The 17,472-nt window shown below is 63.1% G+C and carries 17 protein-coding genes and 2 pseudogenes; 5 read left to right on the top strand and 14 right to left on the bottom strand.

The genetic code is table 11. The annotated features are described in order from the left end of the window. Positions 1-138 precede the first annotated feature (138 nt). From G7026_RS22690 to G7026_RS19020, 3 genes and pseudogenes are all read left to right on the top strand, one after another. Positions 139-321: pseudogene (locus G7026_RS22690) on the top strand (NUDIX domain-containing protein); the annotation flags it as partial. 216 nt (positions 322-537) lie between these two features. Further along, a pseudogene (locus tag G7026_RS22810) lies at positions 538-756 on the top strand (3-keto-5-aminohexanoate cleavage protein); the annotation flags it as partial. Between the two features lie 2 nt (positions 757-758). Then, on the top strand, positions 759-1,115 hold the full coding sequence (locus tag G7026_RS19020) for a hypothetical protein (RefSeq protein WP_181072478.1): 357 nt from the start codon (positions 759-761) through the stop codon (positions 1,113-1,115). A 60-nt stretch (positions 1,116-1,175) separates the two neighbouring features. Here G7026_RS19020 and G7026_RS19015 read toward each other — a convergent pair whose 3' ends face one another. Further along, positions 1,176-1,868 (bottom strand): YetF domain-containing protein, encoded by a 693-nt coding sequence (locus G7026_RS19015; protein ID WP_181072477.1) that lies wholly within the window; start codon positions 1,866-1,868, stop codon positions 1,176-1,178. 671 nt (positions 1,869-2,539) lie between these two features. On the opposite strand from G7026_RS19015, the gene fabF reads away from it, so the two are divergent. Together fabF and G7026_RS19005 are read left to right on the top strand one after the other, a co-directional pair. Next, the gene (gene fabF / locus G7026_RS19010) at positions 2,540-3,829 is read left to right on the top strand and encodes a beta-ketoacyl-ACP synthase II (RefSeq protein ID WP_181072476.1); all 1,290 of its coding nucleotides are present in this window, start codon (positions 2,540-2,542) and stop codon (positions 3,827-3,829) included. A 159-nt stretch (positions 3,830-3,988) separates the two neighbouring features. Further along, complete coding sequence (locus G7026_RS19005; RefSeq protein WP_258190349.1) at positions 3,989-4,573, top strand: MarR family winged helix-turn-helix transcriptional regulator; 585 nt, start codon at positions 3,989-3,991, stop codon at positions 4,571-4,573. Positions 4,574-5,030: 457 nt separating this feature from the next. Here the strand turns inward: G7026_RS19005 and G7026_RS19000 are convergent, their stop codons facing one another. From G7026_RS19000 to G7026_RS18940, 13 genes are all read right to left on the bottom strand, one after another. Then, positions 5,031-5,714: an FMN-binding negative transcriptional regulator gene (locus G7026_RS19000; RefSeq protein ID WP_181072475.1), complete on the bottom strand. Its 684-nt coding sequence runs from the start codon at positions 5,712-5,714 to the stop codon at positions 5,031-5,033. A 4-nt stretch (positions 5,715-5,718) separates the two neighbouring features. After that, complete coding sequence (locus G7026_RS18995) at positions 5,719-6,228, bottom strand: DUF417 family protein (protein WP_181072474.1); 510 nt, start codon at positions 6,226-6,228, stop codon at positions 5,719-5,721. 370 nt (positions 6,229-6,598) lie between these two features. Beyond that, positions 6,599-7,711 (bottom strand): epoxide hydrolase family protein, encoded by a 1,113-nt coding sequence (locus G7026_RS18990; RefSeq protein ID WP_181072473.1) that lies wholly within the window; start codon positions 7,709-7,711, stop codon positions 6,599-6,601. Between the two features lie 53 nt (positions 7,712-7,764). Next, positions 7,765-8,718, bottom strand: coding sequence for an aldo/keto reductase (locus G7026_RS18985; RefSeq protein WP_181072472.1), 954 nt, complete (start codon positions 8,716-8,718; stop codon positions 7,765-7,767). A 451-nt stretch (positions 8,719-9,169) separates the two neighbouring features. Further along, positions 9,170-10,432, bottom strand: coding sequence for a hypothetical protein (locus G7026_RS18980; protein WP_181072471.1), 1,263 nt, complete (start codon positions 10,430-10,432; stop codon positions 9,170-9,172). A gap of 438 nt (positions 10,433-10,870) precedes the next feature. Beyond that, positions 10,871-11,827, bottom strand: a complete 957-nt coding sequence (locus tag G7026_RS18975) for a PDR/VanB family oxidoreductase (protein WP_181072470.1) — start codon at positions 11,825-11,827, stop codon at positions 10,871-10,873. 11 nt (positions 11,828-11,838) lie between these two features. After that, entirely contained in the window at positions 11,839-12,273 is a 435-nt protein-coding gene (locus G7026_RS18970) for a Rid family hydrolase (protein ID WP_181072469.1), read from the bottom strand. Beyond that, positions 12,270-13,301, bottom strand: coding sequence for an aromatic ring-hydroxylating oxygenase subunit alpha (locus G7026_RS18965; RefSeq protein ID WP_181072468.1), 1,032 nt, complete (start codon positions 13,299-13,301; stop codon positions 12,270-12,272). Before G7026_RS18965 ends, G7026_RS18970 begins: the two co-directional genes overlap by 4 nt. 11 nt (positions 13,302-13,312) lie before the next feature. Next, positions 13,313-13,534, bottom strand: coding sequence for a recombinase-like helix-turn-helix domain-containing protein (locus G7026_RS18960; RefSeq protein ID WP_181072467.1), 222 nt, complete (start codon positions 13,532-13,534; stop codon positions 13,313-13,315). A gap of 1 nt (position 13,535) precedes the next feature. Then, a complete protein-coding gene (locus G7026_RS18955) occupies positions 13,536-13,853 on the bottom strand; it encodes a hypothetical protein (protein WP_181072466.1) in 318 nt (105 codons plus the stop codon). Positions 13,854-13,862: 9 nt separating this feature from the next. Beyond that, positions 13,863-15,005, bottom strand: coding sequence for an FAD-dependent monooxygenase (locus G7026_RS18950; RefSeq protein WP_181072465.1), 1,143 nt, complete (start codon positions 15,003-15,005; stop codon positions 13,863-13,865). Positions 15,006-15,015: 10 nt separating this feature from the next. Then, positions 15,016-15,984, bottom strand: a complete 969-nt coding sequence (locus tag G7026_RS18945) for a VOC family protein (RefSeq protein WP_181072464.1) — start codon at positions 15,982-15,984, stop codon at positions 15,016-15,018. Continuing rightward, entirely contained in the window at positions 15,981-17,465 is a 1,485-nt protein-coding gene (locus tag G7026_RS18940) for an aldehyde dehydrogenase (protein WP_181072463.1), read from the bottom strand. The genes G7026_RS18945 and G7026_RS18940 overlap by 4 nt, the downstream gene beginning before the upstream one ends. Positions 17,466-17,472 lie beyond the last annotated feature (7 nt).

The raw sequence follows: 17,472 nt of genomic DNA, 5'->3' as shown, positions 1-17,472 counted from the left end.
CGGACGGCCTCTCGCTTAAACTCGGGGCTGTAGCACTGGTAAGTACGTTTGTCTGTCATGGGGACACCTTCCTCTCTGACGGTATAGTCACATTCGAGGTGTCCGTAAAATCAGGGTCAGTTCAGATCTATTTATTACGCCTTAGCCGGCCAGAGCTACTGGGCCACGCCTAGCGGTGGTCTGGAAGAGGGCGAAACGTTCTGCGCTGCGGCAATACGTGAGCTGCGTGAGGAAACAGGTATCGAAGTGGGCACGGTGACGGGGCCTGTAGCCAATCGAAGGGTTTCGTTGACCTTACCCTGCGCCGAGAGAGTGCTGGCCAAGTTTTGTAATCCAGATTGCACGCCAAGCGACACATGGCTGGCGCTGCGATACGCCACCTCCTGCGTGCTTCAATATCGAACCCGCTCATTAAAAAGCCCGGGGCCAACTCGCACCGGCCCACACGCTCAGCTCCTCAACCCACCGTAATCCTCAACGTCCCACCCCCGCTCAGCGTGTCGCCGCGCTGTACCGGTCCAACCCCGGCCCACGGCTGCCAGCAACGCCGACCAGGTCCGGAAGATTCGACGCATCCTGGAGGACCTTTCCCTCGAGGTCGCGACGCCCGACGAAGCGCGCCAGATCCTCGGCCTCAAGGGCCGAAGCCAGATCCAATCTCTAGCGTCAGACGCCTGCTGTCCAGCCGGACGGCAGCTCGCCGGAGCCTTGCCGTTCGGCCCGTTTGAACATCCAGAAGAACAACAAAAGAGGTGAACATGAGCCACGACATCGCGACCGCGCCGCAGGGCGGCGTGGCAGTCCCGCACCTGACCGACTCGCTTCTGGCAAGCCTGGTGGTGCTGAGCTTCGTGGCCTTCTTCCAGTTCGGCGCCGGCATCGCCTACTGGGCGATCCCTTCCACCTATCTGGGCAAGGCCAACGCGGCGGTGGGCATAGGGCTGGTCAGCTCGATAGGCGTGTTCGGCGGCTTCGTCAGCCCGTCGCTGCTCGGCTTCATCAAGGACCTGACCGGCAGCCTCGACAACGGCATCTTCACCATTGCGCTGTTGATGCTGGCCGGTGGGCTGGCGATCCTGCTGTTATTGCCTGCCCGGGCGGTGCGGGTGGGCTAGATCGGTCTGACTCGTCGGTGGAAAGCTCAGCGGACGGACTCCCCTAGGTTGCGTCCGCTATCAGCGCAGGCGCTGGTTATTCAACGCGAGCGACCAGACGGCGTGCCGGCAGCGAGGGCAGAGTGCTTGCTGCTGGCTGTTTATGAGCTGCGTATGACCGCAGCGGGTACAGGCATATACGGCAGTCGCGGGCATCCGTTCGTACGCTGGTCGGTGCTCTGGTGGCAACACCGATAGCCCCGGCTTGATGGCCTCTGGTGGGTTGAAGTAGAGGCTGACATCGCCGTCGGTTTCAAGAATGCCGAGGCGGACCTGGCCGAGATGCTCGACGCCCTGTTGGCGCAGCTCCATGAAAAATTCGTCGGACGAAATGTTGTAACGGTTCAGGCTGTTCAGCGCATACAACCCATCTTCGATGATCGTCACTGGTTTGCCTTCCATCCAGTTCGAGAACCGTATGCTGTGACTCATGGCCAGGACGGTGAGGCGGTAAAGGAGCAGCAGCGTCGCGAACACCATTGCGATAGGCAGCAGCGGTACATCTTCGTAGAACGACACATCGCCCGCGGCTGAGCCAAGGGTCAGGATGACGACCAATTCGAACAGCGACAGCTGTCGGACGCCACGGCGGCCGCTCACTTTGAGAAACAGGAAAACGACGACGAAAGCGAAGAGGGCGCGAAGCGCGACTTCGCCCAGAAACAGTACGGGGAAATCGTCTAGCAGCATGCGCTGCCAATCGAACGCGGTCATCCGTTGCTCCCCTGTGCGCAGGATATTGGCTTGCAGCGGGCTCGGGCCGACATCGCTGGACCGGGCCGGCCAAGTTCGGAGGTCCTGATGCGCTTGGACGTCCGGGCCGTGGCCTGTACCGAGATGACCTCGAATACCAGATCGATGCTGGCGTCGTCAGTGATTCCTACAACCGAGCTCGCTCCGTTCCGGGTAGCTGCCCGGCGACTGCTGGAGCGGCCGCCGAGTCGCTTTTCAGCCGGTCCGCTGAGCTTGATAAAACCCGCAGGATGGACGTCGCGAGGAAGGATGAACTTCAGGGCAGTGGTACGGGCTTGCGCGCCATTCATGACGTGATCCGTTTTCTTCTACGTACCGTTGAGACCGTGAAAGCGGCGAATGGATCAGTCCGCTTAGGCCGAGCAGGTAGCGTGTGACACCGCGCACCCATGCAAAGTATTGCGCCGGAATCACGTTCGGTGGCCGCTCTCGGTGTGGTTCAAGCACTGATAGCTGCCGCTTACATCGCTGCCACAAGGCCGCCGGCCGCTAGCGGCAATCGTTGGCGCTCGCTTTACATGATGGATATCATATGGTTTATATGTTGATCGTAATTCAAAGCGCCGTGCGCCTCCAACGAGAATGCACAGCGTGACAATCGTTGGCCGCCTGGCTGATATACGAGGTATGACATGAGTGTTCGAAACGCAGTCCGTATCGTGGTCACCGGAACAGGTGTCATCGGGCCCTTGGGGTGTGGAACGGAGAAGGTCTGGTCGCGTCTGCTGGCTGGGCAGTCGGGCATCCGCAAGCTGCCTGCCGATCTGGCCGAGGGAACCGGTTGTGCCATCGCGGGGCAGGTGCCGACCCTGGCCGAGGATAGCGAGGCGGGCTACGACCCGGATCGTCACATCCCTGCCAAGGACCGCAAGAAGATGGATCGCTTCATCGAGTTTGCGCTCATGGCCGCGCAGGAAGCCCTTGTGCAGGCGGACTGGTATCCCAGCGACGAGGCAGGGCAACAACGAACCGCCACCATCATTGCATCGGGCGTCGGTGGATTCGACGCCATCGCCGAGGCTGTGCGCACCACGGACAACCGCGGACCACGCCGGCTTTCCCCGTTCACTGCACCTTCGTTTCTCGCCAACATGGCAGCCGGGCACGTCTCGATCCAGCACGGTTTCAAGGGGCCGCTCGGGGCGCCGGTGACTGCCTGTGCTGCTGGCGTGCAGGCCATCGGCGATGCGGCCCGGCTGATCCGTAGCGGAGAAGCGGATATCGCCGTGTGCGGCGGGACCGAGGCAGCGATCCATCGTGTGACCCTTGGAAGCTTTGCGGCAGCGCGCGCGCTGTCCACCGGCTTCAACGACTGCCCTCAGGAAGCCTCGCGTCCGTTCGACCGCGACCGGGAAGGCTTCGTCATGGCCGAAGGGGCCGGCCTGCTGGTGATCGAATCGCTGGAGCATGCGTTGGCACGGGGCGCGCGGCCCCTGGCTGAACTGGTCGGCTATGGCACCAGTGCAGATGCCTATCACCTGACTGCCGGTCCGGCGGATGGAAGCGGCGCTCGACGTGCCATGGAGTTGGCGTTGCAGCAGGCCGGTGTCGCTCCTGGCGACGTTCACCACATCAATGCGCATGCGACGTCCACGCCGGTGGGCGACCGAGGCGAGCTGGCCGCCATTCGATCCGTCTTCGGGGCAGGCTCGGGCGTAGCGATCACCTCGACCAAATCCAGTACGGGTCATCTACTGGGAGCAGCGGGCGGAATCGAAGCCATCTTCACCGTCCTGGCGCTACGCGATCAGATCGTCCCGCCCACGCTGAACCTGACAGCGCCCGATGAGGCGGCTGACGGGCTCGACCTGGTTGCTCTGAGCGCGAGAGAGATGCCGATCGAGTACGCCCTGTCGAATGGATTCGGCTTCGGTGGCGTCAATGCAAGCGTCCTGTTTCGTCGCTGGGAGCCATCGCTGTGAAGCCCTTGGAACTGGGTTTGGCGAAGTTCAGCGGATCGTTACAGGCTCGGTTGGCCAGGCGATAGCGGGCGTCAGGTTATCCTGGGCGGTCTCCTGACGTCTGCCTCGCTTTACCGATGGTCTGGAGTCTGGGCGCTTGCTAAGGAGCCTTGCTTTTCTATGTATGAAGCATACAGTTGCGCCATGAGAAACCTGAAAATCGAAAACATGGTAGGCGCCTTGGCGCTCGCGTTGTCTGACGGCGTGCTCCAGAGCACCCAGAACCAGGCGCCTGAAGCCGGCCCTGCCGCCGCCGCGATAGCCTTGCTGGGCCATGAGCCCGGTATGACGATCGAGCGCTTGCGTCGAGCCTTGCGGTTGTCCCATCCCGGCGCGGTACGTCTGGTCGACAGGCTCGTCGCGGGGGGCGTGGTCGAGCGTAGGCCGTCTGCAACAGATCGGCGCGCTGTCGCGCTCTATCTGACAGCGGCTGGTGAAACGAACTGCGATGCCGTCCTGGCGGTGCGTCAGGAACACATCGCACGTGCGCTGGCGACGTTGAGTCCTATCGAGCTGGAAACGCTTGGGTTGCTCACCGAGAAGCTTCTTCGTGGCCTGGTGCAGGATCTCGACCAAGCCTATTCGGTGTGCCGTCTTTGCGACCCGGGTGTCTGCACCAATTGCCCCGTTGCAGGGGCATTAGAGGAGGGGGCTGGTGAATGCCCGACCGCAGAGGCTCGGCAAGACCTCTCCCACAAGGGCTAGGCATGGCTGCTCTTCCCCGCAATTCAGCGCAACCCCATGGGCTTGAGTTCCTGCTAACCATCGAAAACTAACTACCCTCGCGAGGCGAACCCATATCGGCCTGACAGCCGGAGACGCTTCCACGTCATGGGCGTAGGGGCATGAGCATCGACCGTGCCGGGACTTTCGCGGTCGAGACCGCTCCCCACAACAACTCTCATAAGATCACAGGCTTGGCGCGGGACTGATCTTCCTCGCCAATCAGCGCAACCCCGTGGGAGCGGTCGGGGACGCCCAGTCTTGACCGCGATGCATTCGAAACCATCCACTTACGCGAGGCCCGCCCCGTATCCAGGTCGGCAGCCCGAAGACGCTCCCGCATCATGGGGGCATCGGCCATGACCGACCGTAACCGTTGTTGCGTTACCGCTGCTACGACCTTTATCCAGCGGTAGAGGAGACTGCCTGGCGCCGCTTGCTACTGCGCTCTCAGGCTGTTCAATAGCCTATGAAGCGACGCTGCAGTGCCGTCGTAGCCCTCGACAAGCCTTGCCATCATCGCGTCGTCCTGCAGCGCTCGCCGACGCAACCCTTCGACTACGCCCGGCTTGTCACCAGGCGAATCGCCTTGGCTGAGCTTCGCCGTCAGGTCGAGCTCGGCAACTTCCAGCCGATACCCTCGAATCGCCTTGCGCCAACCGGTCCAGAGGTGTGGCGCAAACTCTTCGATTTGCCAGCCGTCTCCGGACTCGTTCACGAGGACCAAATCCTTTATCTGGTCCTGGAGCGCCTGGTCGTCCATCAAACTCAGGCGCCCACGGATGACCATGCTCAGATAGTTGTAAGTGGGGGCCGTCTTGCTCCTGTCCGGGGTCGACCCTGTGAAGCTTGAGGTATACCAACTGGGAGAGATGGCTGCACCGGGGCCTTGCACCAGGATGGTGACAGGTACATCGGGTACGAGAGCCTCCGAAATCGGATTGGCCAACGCGAGGTGAAACTCGACCGCACCTGCAGCACTTTCTCCGATGCGCGGCGTAAGTGGAGCTTGGGCCACAAGCGGCCCGTCGCTGCCATTCACCAGGATCGTCGCGAAGGGAAAGGTCTTGACCATTTCCAGAACAAGGGACAGATCGTGCTGTTTGTATTCTGCATAGTGCATGGTCCTAGCTCTCCTGAGTCTGGAGTAAACGCTCGCGCAGACGCTGAATGCCCTCCGTAAGAATCACCAGGCTCACGCCAAAAAGAGCGACGTCTTTTATCAGGAACGTTCCGAGGAAGTTGAACCAGGGGAAACCACCCGAGGCTGCTTCCCATATTGGCAGTACGAGCATGGTTGAAACGGTCGTCAGGAAGGTCAGCGCTGCCAGAAGACTGCCTGCAATGGCTGCGCGAGCGGACCACGGCGAAGCGATGAGAAGGATGGCCGTAAACATCTCGACGGTCCCCAGCAGATAGGAAGTCCCTGTCTCGCCAAACACCGGATAAAGCCAGGCAAGCCAAGGTGTACCGCTGATGAGCGGTTTCAGCGCTTCGACTTCTACCTGGGTGAATTTCAAAAGCCCGATCAGGAGCAGGGGCAGCACGACACCGGTGAGTGCAATCGCTCGGCTGATCTTGGCGAGCTTCGGTATGGCTGCGACGGGGATGGCTTGAACGCTAGTGACGGTTTGCATGGTGTTCTCCGTTTGCTTTATGTGTGCGCCAAGCATATATCTTGGTTGTGCAAATTTATATGCGCTGGGCATATAATAATTCGCTATGAGGGTCTCCAAAATTGAACGCGCGGCAAGAGCGCTACCTGGCTTCGTCCGATGCGGTTCCATCAAGCGAGGCGAAGCCGATCGGCAGCCGGTGTGAACATGGGGCCGGGAAATGACTGTGATCGGAAGACGGGCGAGGTTAGCCGGGCAGGACGTTGTACGGCTCGTCGAGCTACGCTGAGCTGGTTGGGTTGCGACGAGGAGAAGGCCTAAGGCGCTGGATGTTCCAGGCCCCCACGCATGCAAGGCATCGGCGATAGTCCGGCGCGGTCGCGATGCGGTTTCACTGGGCTGCGGTCAGCGCGATTTCTCGCAGATCTTCTGCGTAGAGGTCCGGCGCCTCCCAGGCGGGAAAGTGCCCGCCACGGGGAAAGACGGTGTAGCGCTGCACGTTGTAGAGCCTCTCGGCGAGTTCGCGTGGCGCCAGGGCGAGATCGTGCGGCCACATGGCGACCGCCGTAGGCGTGCGGACAAAGTCATCGGCCGCCAGAGGCGGCCGCAACCGGGTGGCGTCGTAGTAGTAGCGGATGGAAGAGCCGATGGTGTTTGTCGTCCAGTAGATCATCAGCGTATCCACCAACGCTTCGAGCGGCAAGACCGAGAGAAGGTCGCCGTCGCAGTCCGTCCATGCGCGAAACTTTTCGACGACCCACGAGGCCAGCCCGACAGGACTGTCGGCCAGTCCGAAGGCCAGCGTCTGCGGCCTCGAGCTCTGGATCGCCTGATAACCCCCCTCGTCTTTGCTCCAGGCCTGTAGCCGACGCTCGTACTCGACTTCCGCGGGCGTTTGCGGCGGGCCGTCCTTCGCCAAGGGTTTGGGGGCAACGGCGGACACATGGGCCGCGATGACGCGGTCCGGGTGGCGCAGAGCGATCCGGGTCGCAAGGCCGGAGCCGATATCGGTTCCGGCAACCACGAACCGCCGATGGCCCAGCATCGCCATGAGTTTGGGATACAGGTCTACGGGCTCGGCTCCATAGGGGATTGCAGGTATGTCCGAGTACCCGAACCCAGGCATCGTCGGAATGACCACCTCGAACGCCGGCGAGCCCCGCGTCAGGAGCGGGGCGATGCGCTGAAACTCGACGAAGCTGGATGGCCAGCCATTCATCAGGAGAAGCGGAATGGCCTGGCTGGCTTCGCTGCGAAAATGCAGAAAGTGCAGGCCGTGGCCGTCGACCGTGGCACGGAAGTGTGGAAGTCGATTCAGATGGTCGCGGCGTTGCGCCCAGTCGTAATGGTCGCGCCAGAACTCGACCAGCTGGCGGAGAAAGCCCTGCTCGGTCCCCATGCTCCAGTCCTCGACGACCGAGTCGGCCCAACGTGTCCGAATCAAGCGAGCACGAAGGTCATCCACCTGATCCGCGTCGTAGGGCATTTCGAAAGGGGCGATCATGATCGATCCTCAGCAGGTGCTAATGAACAACGCTCTTACGGACCGCTCGGGCCTCACATTCCCGCCTTGTCGAGAAGCGCGATTTCCTCGGCAGACAGGCGCAGCTTCACGGCCCTGGAGAAGCTTTCAACGTGAGCGGCCTTGGTCGCGCTGGCGATAGGCGCGGTCACGCCACGATGGGCGATCAGCCAGGCGAGTGCGACTTCAGCCGGTTCGGCCTTTCGCGCCGAGGCCACCTCATGCAGCGCTGCCAGAATCGCCAGCCCTCGCGCGTCGAAATACTTCTCGACGAGACCGCCGCGCTGCGACTGACCGAGATCCGCCTTCGAGCGGTACTTGCCGGTCAGGAAGCCCGACGCCAGGCTGAAGTAGGTGACGACGCCCAGGCCACGTTCGATGCAGAGATCCTGAAGCGCGGCATCGAAGGACGCGCGATCGTAGAGATTGTATTCGGGCTCGAGCACCTGGTAGGACGGCAGACCCTTCGCTTCAGAGACCGAAAGGGCCTGCCGCAGCTGCGCGGCATCGAAGTTGGATGCGCCGATGGCCTTGACCTTTCCGGCTTTGATGAGCGCCTCGTACTCGGCCAGGGTTTCCTCGTGCGGCGTATCCGGGTCCGGCTGGTGTGAGAAGTAGAGGTCGATCGCATCGACCCCCAGTCGTGACAGCGAGGCCTCGGCGGCCTCGGCAATCCAGCGCTTCGACAGCCCCTTGCGGCCCGGATCGCCATAATCCCAGCCGACCTTGGTGAAGATGACGACCTTGTCGCGGATGCCCGGCCGAGCCTTCAACCAGCGGCCGATGATGGTCTCGGACTCGCCACCTTGCCCGCCGGGCGCCCAGTACGTATAGACGTCCGCCGTGTCGATGGCGTTGAAACCGTGGTCGACGAAGGCATCGAGCACGGCGAAGCTCGCCTGCTCGTCAAGCGTCCAGCCGAATGCGTTGCCGCCAAGAACGATCGGCGCGACCGAAAGGCCGCTCGATCCGAGAACACGTTGTTCCATGACTGTTTCCTCCCTGTCGGGTGGATGTGGGCGAGCCCTGACGAGACGTTATTCAGCAGACTTCAACGAATCGACCACCAGGGCGACTTTCGCCAAGGGGGTAGGTCTCGATGGGAGACGTTCATCTACGGGTATCGAATTTGATACCTAGCCACGTTAGATAACCGCGCGGGAGCGCACAAGGAGGCGTATTCCTGGTACCGGGGCATACGGGTATAGCCGCTGAGAGTCTGACGAACCCGGAGCACTGCCGGTCTGTACGGCGGCGCTGGCGCGCATTGGCGAAAAGGGTTCATGCTCGTCGTGAAGACGGCCCGAGGCGCTTCGACTAATTGAAACGCACCATTGACAGTGCTGATGCGATTCCTTGCATCGTTAGCTTGCAGGTAATGAACCGATCGGAAAAAACCAGCCGCCGAGCGGCGGCTGGAAAGGGAGCGACAGCCTATGCCTAGAAGTAGTAGCCGATGTTGAGGTTGGTCCGGTAGTACCAGTCGTTGCTGCCCGATGAGGTGGTGGAGGTCCAGCCGGTTCCGTTCTCCGCACCGCCGAACGGGTTGGCGTTCTTGGCCCAGGTAAGGTCCAGCCAGGCGATGATCGGCAGGGCGAGGAACTGGATGCCGGCGGTATACATCTGCGAGTCGGCCCAGCCGCTCTCGTCCTTGAACAGTCGGCTGTAATCGTTGTAGAGCTTGATCTTCTTCAGCATGCCCAGGCCCGGGGTAGCGATGTCGTAGCCGAGGTTGAGCGAGGCGATGGTGCCTTCGGCGGCGATCATGAAGGCTGGCGTCAGGCCATTGCCGCCCATCAGTATCTGGTTGTCAGCGACCCCGGCAGGGTTCTTCGGATCGAATTCGTAGCGGATGCCCTGGGTCGTCAGGGTCCAGGGACCGTGGTTGACCACCGCATGCAGGCCGGCGGCCCAGTAGTCGCCATCGTCACGGGTTGTGGCGTTGTACAACCGGGCACCGGCCAGCGAGCCGCCGACCTCAGCCTTCCAGTCGTCGCCGGTGAAGGTGCGGGCTAGGCGAAGGTTCACCTGATCGCGTTTCTCGTTGTCCTGGTCACCATGCACGGCGGGGATGGCATTTTCGTCCAGATCCTTGTAACGCCCCACTTCCGGCGAATAGCGGATGCTCGACGGCATCATGCGAGGGAAGTAGCCGGCCTGAAGGTCCCAGTCGGCGTTCTTGTAGTTGTACTTGATGCCCGCGCCGGCACTTACGCCGTAACCCAGGAAGAACGGGATGTGATAGCTCCAGCCGAACTGGGGATACGGCTCCAGGCCGAATGGCTTGAAGGGCGCACCCAGCTGGATGTTGGACTGGGGGCTCAGGTTGTAGCCGACATAGCCGCGGTCGATGGAGCGCTTGCCGTCGTCCTGGAACCAGTAGTTCACGTCGGCGAAGAAGTCGTGGTGCCTGGCCTTCAGGTCAACGCGGAAGGTGTCGAACAGGAAGCGCCCGTTGTTCTCGCTCTCCCAGTCCTCGTCGCGGTAGTTCATCCGCAGGGCGCCGCCGATATCCAGCGCAGTGGCGCCATCGTCGCTTTGCCAGGAAATATGTGGGAAGGGTTTGCGCGGCCCCGCTGGCGGAACGGCTGCTTGGGCCGATGCCGGATCGGATACGGAAGCGGGCGCCGGGACGCCGGACGCTTGAGCGAGGGCCAGGGCAGGAACATTGGCCAGCGCGATTGCAAGCAGAGTTCTTTTCATGTCAGCAGCCTCAAATAGTTGTCCATATAAAAATTCAGCCAATAGAAACCCGCTCTTCCGTTAAAGAAGTTCAGAAAAAGTTAATTGCGTAGCGAGAATTAATGGATGTCCTGATGCTCCGGTTCGTCGTGCTTGTTTCATATATGGCTAAGCGTTTTTTGCATGAACCATGCCATGGAAAACTTGATGCTTTGTTTAAGTAATTTGTTCTTTGGTTTCAAGGTGTTATATGGGGAACAGACGGTTTTGTGCCAGACATGGAACAAGCATTAGTTAACTTGAAAGGCGCTGCACAGCATAGGTGCAGATAAGTAACGCCTGGCTTATCGCAGTGCGCGCTGTAACTTTTGGCAGCAGCACTGCCAGAAATAAAAACGCCCGGCATAACCGGGCGTAAGTATGAAGCTGCAATTGCGCTAGTTTCGGTCGAGTCGATATCTAGGCATCGAGCACAAGCCGGCTGCTGCGGCAGCCCGATACGCAGACCATCATCGACTTGTTGGCTTGCCGTTCTGCCTTGCTCAGCACGCCATCGCGGTGGTCGGGTTCACCTTCGAGCACGCGGGTCTCGCAGGCGCCGCAAACACCTTCTCGACAGCTGTTGTCAATGGCGCAGCCGGCGTTCAACAGGGATTCCAGCAGGTTGTCTCCGGGACCGATCTCCAGCGTTTTGCCCGAGCGCTTCAGTTCGACGCTGTAGCTGCCCTGGGCATCGGCCGCAGGCGGCAGTTCGGCAGCGGCGAAACGTTCGATATGGGCATGCGGGTAGCCCAGCTGCTCGCAGGTCTGCTCAAAGGCATCGAGCATCGGCGTCGGTCCGCAGCAGTAGAAGTGCGTGTCGGCGGGCTTGCCGGCAAGGTAGGCCGTCAGGTCCGGCGAGACGCCCTTCTCGTCGTCGAAGTGGTAGGCGACCCGCCCGTCCAGCCCGGCGATCTCCTCCAGCAGCGCTGCTTCGCGGCGCGAGCGGGCGCAATAGATCAACTCGGCCGAGCGCCCGAGCGCCAGTAGCTGACGGTACATGCAGTAGATCGGCGTGATGCCGATGCCGCCAGCGACCAGCACGCTGTGGCTGGCTGCGGTGTCCAGGTGGAAATTGTTGCGCGGTTGGGAAATGGTCAGCTGCATGCCGACCCGCAGCTGGCTGTGGATGAATTCCGAGCCGCCGCGGCTCTTGCGGTCGCGCAGGATGCCGACCACATAGCGTCCCCGGTCGGTCGGCGAGTTGAGCAGTGAATAGCTGCGTACAAGGCCGTTGGGCAGGTGCAAGTCAATGTGCGAGCCGGCCTCGAACGGAGCGAACACGGTGTCGCCCCAGGGCCGGAGTTCCACGCTGATGATGCCTTCCGCCTCATAGCGCAGCGTGTGCACCAGGGCGGTCGTGGTCGCGGTGGACATGGTGCTTTGCCTCAAGCTGTCGCGCGCAGATCGATGTCCAGCCGAGCGCTGGCTTCGATCTCCACACAGAGTTCGGGGAAGACCAGGCCGCTGACCTCGACCAGGGTCGAGGTCGGCAGGGTCGTCTGGCCGGCGAAGAAATCATGGCGGGCGCGGCCCACCTCGTCCTTGTCGGCAATACGGGTGAGGTACAGGGTCAGCCGGTAGATGTTGTGGATGCCTCCCCCGGCGGCCTCGACCAGCGCCTTGCACTTGTTCAGCACCACTAGGGTCTGGGCATAGGCGTTCAGAGGCTCCCCCCTTTCCGCCGCCTGGCGGGTGGCGGGGTGCCCGGTCATGCCGGACATCACCACTTCGTTACCGATCAGCAGTGCGTTGGACCAGGTAGCGGTGGCCAGTTCGGCCACCGCGTCCGAGTGAACGCGGAACACGGGTGTCCTGTTCACAGCTGTTTCGCCTCGATCAGTTCCAGTTGCTCGCGGGCCTTGCCTTTCAGGTAGCGGCGCAGGCGCACCAGGCCCAGATCGTGCTGGTAGAGGTTCTCGCGGGCGTTGGCATCCGGCTCCATGTGCTCCAGCAGGACCCGATCCTGTTCCAGCACTGCCCAGTGGCGAGCCTCCAGGCGATTCTTGTAAAGGAAGCGCCAGGTGTCGCGCTGCCAGCCGGTCAGTGGACGGCAGCGCCAGTGGAATACACCGCTCAGCGTTGGGCTGCTCGGCGTGTAGCTGCCGATGATGGTGAAATTGCCGCCCGGGCCGCCCGTCTTCGGATAGGGAATTTCCAGACGCAGCCAGTGACAACCGTTGTCGACGAATTCGGTCCAGTCGAAGTTGACGCCGCGCTGGCCTTCCTTCTCGAAGATGAAACCGCTGTCCGTATCGCGGGTGATGAACTTCGCCGTGCTCTCACCCTCGCTCATCGAATGGGACATCTTATGCAGGTAGGTGCCGTGCATCGGGTCCATGACGTTATCGATGACGTAACGGTAGTCGCCCTTCCACTCGGTGTAGCAAAGGAAGCTGCTCCACTCCGGCGAGGTCAGCTGCTCGGGCAGGACCAGCTCCGGCGGCTCGGCCACATGCGGGTCGGCGGCGTTGTAGAGGAATATCGCGCCGGCGGTCTCGCGCACGTGGAACATTCGCGTCGGGCGGCTGCCTTCGAGCTTGCAGCCAGGGCTGCCGGGGACCTTGGTGACGGTGCCGTCGCAGCGCACTTCGATTCCATGGTAGGGGCACTGCAGGCGGTCGCCGAGCACGGGGCCGAGCGACAGCGGGGCGCCGCGGTGCGGGCAGTGGTCTTCCAGCGCGTGGACGCTGCCGTCGTTGTCGCGCCAAAGGGCGATCTTGTAGCCCAGGCGGCGGATGGACACCGGCTTGTCCTCCAGCAGGGCGGAAGGCAGTACCGGGAACCAGAGATTCTTCAGGCCGTTGGCGAGCAGCTGTTCGACCGGATCGATGTTGGCTTGCATGTTCATGTTCGATTCCCTCATTCGCCAAGCCGGGCCATCAGCGTCTTGAAGCTTTCCTCGTCCCACTCGCCGGTATTCAGCGGGCAGGGCGGGCCGGCCAGATTCAGGTGTGCCAGCAGGCTCGGCAGATCGTGCTTGCCGGCGGCGTAGGCGCGCTCGATGGAGTCGCCGAGCAGGTCCTCGAAAGGTGTGCTCGGGCGCGTGCGGGCCTGGTGGGTTTCGTTGTAGGGCGCGGTCATGTCATTGGCCTCCATTGCGGACCCGCTCGCGGATCATTTCGCGAACCGGGACGAAGTCGTAGGTGGGGTAGCACTCGGTGCGGAACACGCTCCAGGCGGAGCGTTCCAGTTCGACGTTGACGCGGGGCAGAAGCGCCGGTGGCAAGCGCAGCGTGACGATCTGGCCAAGGCCCATGGCCACGGTCCAGGAGACGATTTCTACCCCTTCGCCGGGAAAGCGCTCCCACCAGTCCATCCTTTTCATATGGCCCTGGATGTCTTCCAGGTTGTTCGACTGGTCGTGGCGCAGCAGCACGGTGAGCAGCAGAGTCTCGCTCATGACGTCTCCTCAGGCAGCAGGGGCGGGTTCGCCCCAGGCGTCATAGCTATACACCCAGTCGGCATTGCCGCCGTCCTTGAGCCACTGGTTGCCGCGCGAGCCGATCTGGATCTGGCTGGCGCGCTCCAGGCGGGCGTTCTGGTAGGCTTCCAGCGCGGCTGGAACCTGGGCCAGGTCCGTCACGCCGTCGAGCATGCGGCTGAGGACCACGGCATCCTCTATGGCCTGGCCAGCGCCCTGAGCCATGAACGGCATCATCGGGTGGCAGGCGTCGCCCAGTAGGACCAGCTTGTCGCGGGCCCAGTAGGGCAGCGGATCGCGCTCGTAAAGGGCCGTCTTGAGCACCTCGTCGCAGGCCTCGAGCAGGGCGCGGGCGTGCGGGTGGTAGTGGGCGTAGCTTTCGCGCAGCTCCTCGACGTTGCCCTGGGTGGTCCAGCTCTCCAATTGCCAGCTGTCCTGGGCGGTGGTGGCGAAGATGAAGATGTCGCGGCCGCGATTGAGCGGGAAGGTGACAATCTGGCTATGCGGGTTGGGGCCCCACCACTTGGTGAAGGCCTGGATATGCGGGACCTCGGCGACCTTCTCCGCCGGCACCACGGCGCGGTAGGCGACGACGCCGGTGAAGCGCGGGTTTTCTTCGCCGAACAGCGCGCTGCGCACTACCGAATGGATGCCGTCGGCGCCGATCAGCAGGTCGACGCGGTCATGGCTACCGTCGGCAAAATCGATGCGCACACCACTTTCGTCCTGGCTCACGGCCTGGGCACGATGGCTGAAGCGAACACGCTCCAGGGGGAAGGCCTTGGCCAGGGCGGCTAGCAGGTCAGCGCGGTGGATGGTCAGCTGCGGCGCGCCGTACTTGCGCTCGGCGGCGTCGGACATTTCCAGACGCGAGGTTTCCTCACCGGTATCCCAGGTGCGGCTGATGCGGTGCGTGGGGCGCGCCGCACTGTCGCGTACCGCCTCGCCGACGCCGAGGCCGTCGACGGCCTTGACCGCGTTGGGCGTAAGGTTGATGTCGGCACCGACGCGCAGGAAGGCCCGAGCCTGTTCATAGACCACCACGTCGTGCCCAGCGCGCAGCAGGCCGATGGCGGCGGCCAGGCCGCCGATACCGGCGCCGAGGACGCCGATTTTCAGTTTTTGGGTCATTTGTTTGCTCTCAGCGTTTGTTCTTTTCGGTAAGGAATTTGCCCTGCGGCGCCTCGACGTGTCGCTGCCGGCGGGTCACGCCATCGATGCCACCGGCGATCGCCCACTCGGCGAAGACGGTGGGGCCGGGCTCGAACTCACGCGGCTGCCATTCGGCGGTCAGGTGGTCCTCGTCCGCGTAGTACTCCACCAGCGCGCCGGCGGGATTCTTGAAGTACCAGAAGAATGCCGATGACACCGGGTGGCGGCCCGGGCCGATCTCGGTGTCCCAGCCGCAGCGGGAGACATGCATGCCGCCGCCGAACACCTCGTGGATGTCGCGCACCGTGAAGGCGACGTGGTTCAGTCCCGCGCGCGGTTCGGGCAACTGCAGCATGAAGATGTCGTGGTGGCCGCCTTCCTCGGCGGTCCGCATGAAGGCGCCGCGGTTCGGATAGCGGTCCGAGGACTGGAAGCCGAAGCGATCGTGGTAGAAAGCCTCGCAGGCGTTCACGTCCTTGACGAAGAGCACCACGTGGCCGACTTCCACCGGCGTGGCGCGTTCGTAGACCGGGCTCGGCTTGTTGATCCGGCCCTTGCTGTTCCAGGTGTTGTGGGCGCCGCATTCCTCAAGCTCGAGGTCGCACTTGCGGGTGACCTGGAAGCGGATCGCCAGACCGTTGGGGTCGGTGCAGCCGACGCGGCCATTGCCTTCGACGAAGCCCGGGTCCTGGGCGATGCGGCTGGCATAGAGCGCCAGGTCCGCGTCGCTTTCGACGCCCCAGACCACCTCGCGGATGGTCGGACCGGATTCGATCGCCGGTGGCAGGCCGGGCTTGTTCAGGTCGGCGACGATCACTCGGCAGCCGTTGAGGGTTTCGAAGATCGCCTCGTCGGGCTGCTCGCTGACCAGTGCGAGCCCCCAGTCCTTGAAGAAAGTGACACAGCGGGGCAGGTCTTCGACCCCGTAGGTGATCTCGTCGATGCCAAGTACGCTCATTGCTTTACTCCTGCCCAGGCGATGGGCTGTTCGTTCAGGCCCCAGTAGAGGGACTTCTGCTCCATGTACTGGAGAATGCCGAGACGCCCCTTCTCGCGCCCCAGGCCGCTGTCGCGCCAGCCGCCGAAGGGGGTGGAGATGGAGAACTGCTTGTAGGTGTTGATCCAGACGGTGCCGGCCTGGATGGCGCGGCCGAGCTTCCAGGCCTTCTGGAAGTCGCGGGTCCAGATGCCGGCGGCCAGCGCGTAGACGCTGTCGTTGGCCTGGTCGATCAGGTCGGCCTCGTCGTCGAAGGGCAGGGCCGCCAGCACCGGGCCGAAGACCTCCTCCTGGCACAGGCGGGCCGTGTTGGGGAGGCCTTCCAGGATGGTCGGGCTGTAGAAGTGACCTTTGTCGAAGGTCGCGCCTTGGGGGCGCTCGCCGCCGCAGAGCAGGCGTCCGCCTTCGGACAGTCCGATGTCCACGTAGCGCTCGACGCTCTCGCGGTGGGCGGCGGAGATCAGCGGGCCCATCTGGGTGGCCTCGTCGGCCGGGTCGCCAATGCGGATGCCACGGGCGCCTTCGACCAGGCGGTCCATAAAGGTACCGTAGAGCGAGCGCGCGACGAACAGCCGGGAGCCGGCGATGCAGGATTCGCCGGAGCTGCTGAAGATGCCGTAGAGCACGCCGGCGACTGCATGGTCGAGGTCGGCATCCTCCAGCACGATGGTCGGCGACTTGCCGCCCAGCTCCATCGACACCGGCATCATCTTGTCGGCGGCGATGCGCGCGATGTGCTTGCCGGTGCTGGTGCCACCGGTGAAGGACACGCGCTTGACCAGTGGGTGGCGGGTCAGCGCGTCGCCGATCAGCGAGCCCTTGCCCGGCAGCACGCTGATCAGCCCGCGCGGCACGCCGGCCTCTTCGCAGATCCGCGCCAGCGCCAGGGCGGCCAGCGGCGTTATTTCCGCCGGCTTGACCACCACTGCGTTGCCGGCGGCCAGTGCCGGAGCCATCTTCTGCGCTTCGGAAGCGATCGGCGAGTTCCATGGGGTGATCGCAGCCACCACGCCCATGGGTTCGTAGACACTCATGGTCATGAAGTCGCCGCGCGACGGGGTGATCGCTTCTTCTAGCGTCTCGCAGGCCGCCGCGAAGAACTGGAAGGTACCGGCGGCGCTGGCCACCAGGTTGCGGGTTTCCTTGATCGGCTTGCCGTTGTCCAGGCGCTGCAGCTGGGCCAGCTCTTCGCTCCGCTCGCGGATCAGCTGGGCCACGCGGTAGAGCGCCGTGGCCCGCTCGTGGGGCTTGCGCTGCGCCCAGCCGCTATGGACGAAGGCGTGCTGGGCGCCCTGGATCGCCTGCTCGACGTCGTCGAGGCCGGCGGCATGCAGTTGCGTGACTACTTCGCCGGTTGCCGGATAGGTGGTGGCGTAGAGTGCCCCGGAGCCCAGGCGCCATTGGCCGGCGATGCAGATGGGTTGGATGTCGTCGAGGTTCATGGGCGGG

The organism is Stutzerimonas azotifigens, from assembly GCF_013522725.1.
Lineage (GTDB): Bacteria > Pseudomonadota > Gammaproteobacteria > Pseudomonadales > Pseudomonadaceae > Stutzerimonas > Stutzerimonas azotifigens_A.
The sequence above is the reverse complement of the archived record's forward strand: the minus strand, read 5'-3'. Positions and strand labels throughout refer to the sequence as shown.

Coding starts and splice junctions, on each gene's coding strand:
- G7026_RS19020 (WP_181072478.1), top strand. CDS start 759: ATGAGCCACGACATCGCGACCGCGCCGCAGGGCGGCGTGGCAGTCCCG.
- G7026_RS19015 (WP_181072477.1), bottom strand. CDS start 1,868: ATGACCGCGTTCGATTGGCAGCGCATGCTGCTAGACGATTTCCCCGTA.
- fabF (WP_181072476.1), top strand. CDS start 2,540: ATGAGTGTTCGAAACGCAGTCCGTATCGTGGTCACCGGAACAGGTGTC.
- G7026_RS19005 (WP_258190349.1), top strand. CDS start 3,989: ATGTATGAAGCATACAGTTGCGCCATGAGAAACCTGAAAATCGAAAAC.
- G7026_RS19000 (WP_181072475.1), bottom strand. CDS start 5,714: ATGCACTATGCAGAATACAAACAGCACGATCTGTCCCTTGTTCTGGAA.
- G7026_RS18995 (WP_181072474.1), bottom strand. CDS start 6,228: ATGCAAACCGTCACTAGCGTTCAAGCCATCCCCGTCGCAGCCATACCG.
- G7026_RS18990 (WP_181072473.1), bottom strand. CDS start 7,711: ATGATCGCCCCTTTCGAAATGCCCTACGACGCGGATCAGGTGGATGAC.
- G7026_RS18985 (WP_181072472.1), bottom strand. CDS start 8,718: ATGGAACAACGTGTTCTCGGATCGAGCGGCCTTTCGGTCGCGCCGATC.
- G7026_RS18980 (WP_181072471.1), bottom strand. CDS start 10,432: ATGAAAAGAACTCTGCTTGCAATCGCGCTGGCCAATGTTCCTGCCCTG.
- G7026_RS18975 (WP_181072470.1), bottom strand. CDS start 11,827: ATGTCCACCGCGACCACGACCGCCCTGGTGCACACGCTGCGCTATGAG.
- G7026_RS18965 (WP_181072468.1), bottom strand. CDS start 13,301: ATGAACATGCAAGCCAACATCGATCCGGTCGAACAGCTGCTCGCCAAC.
- G7026_RS18960 (WP_181072467.1), bottom strand. CDS start 13,534: ATGACCGCGCCCTACAACGAAACCCACCAGGCCCGCACGCGCCCGAGC.
- G7026_RS18955 (WP_181072466.1), bottom strand. CDS start 13,853: ATGAGCGAGACTCTGCTGCTCACCGTGCTGCTGCGCCACGACCAGTCG.
- G7026_RS18950 (WP_181072465.1), bottom strand. CDS start 15,005: ATGACCCAAAAACTGAAAATCGGCGTCCTCGGCGCCGGTATCGGCGGC.
- G7026_RS18945 (WP_181072464.1), bottom strand. CDS start 15,984: ATGAGCGTACTTGGCATCGACGAGATCACCTACGGGGTCGAAGACCTG.
- G7026_RS18940 (WP_181072463.1), bottom strand. CDS start 17,465: ATGAACCTCGACGACATCCAACCCATCTGCATCGCCGGCCAATGGCGC.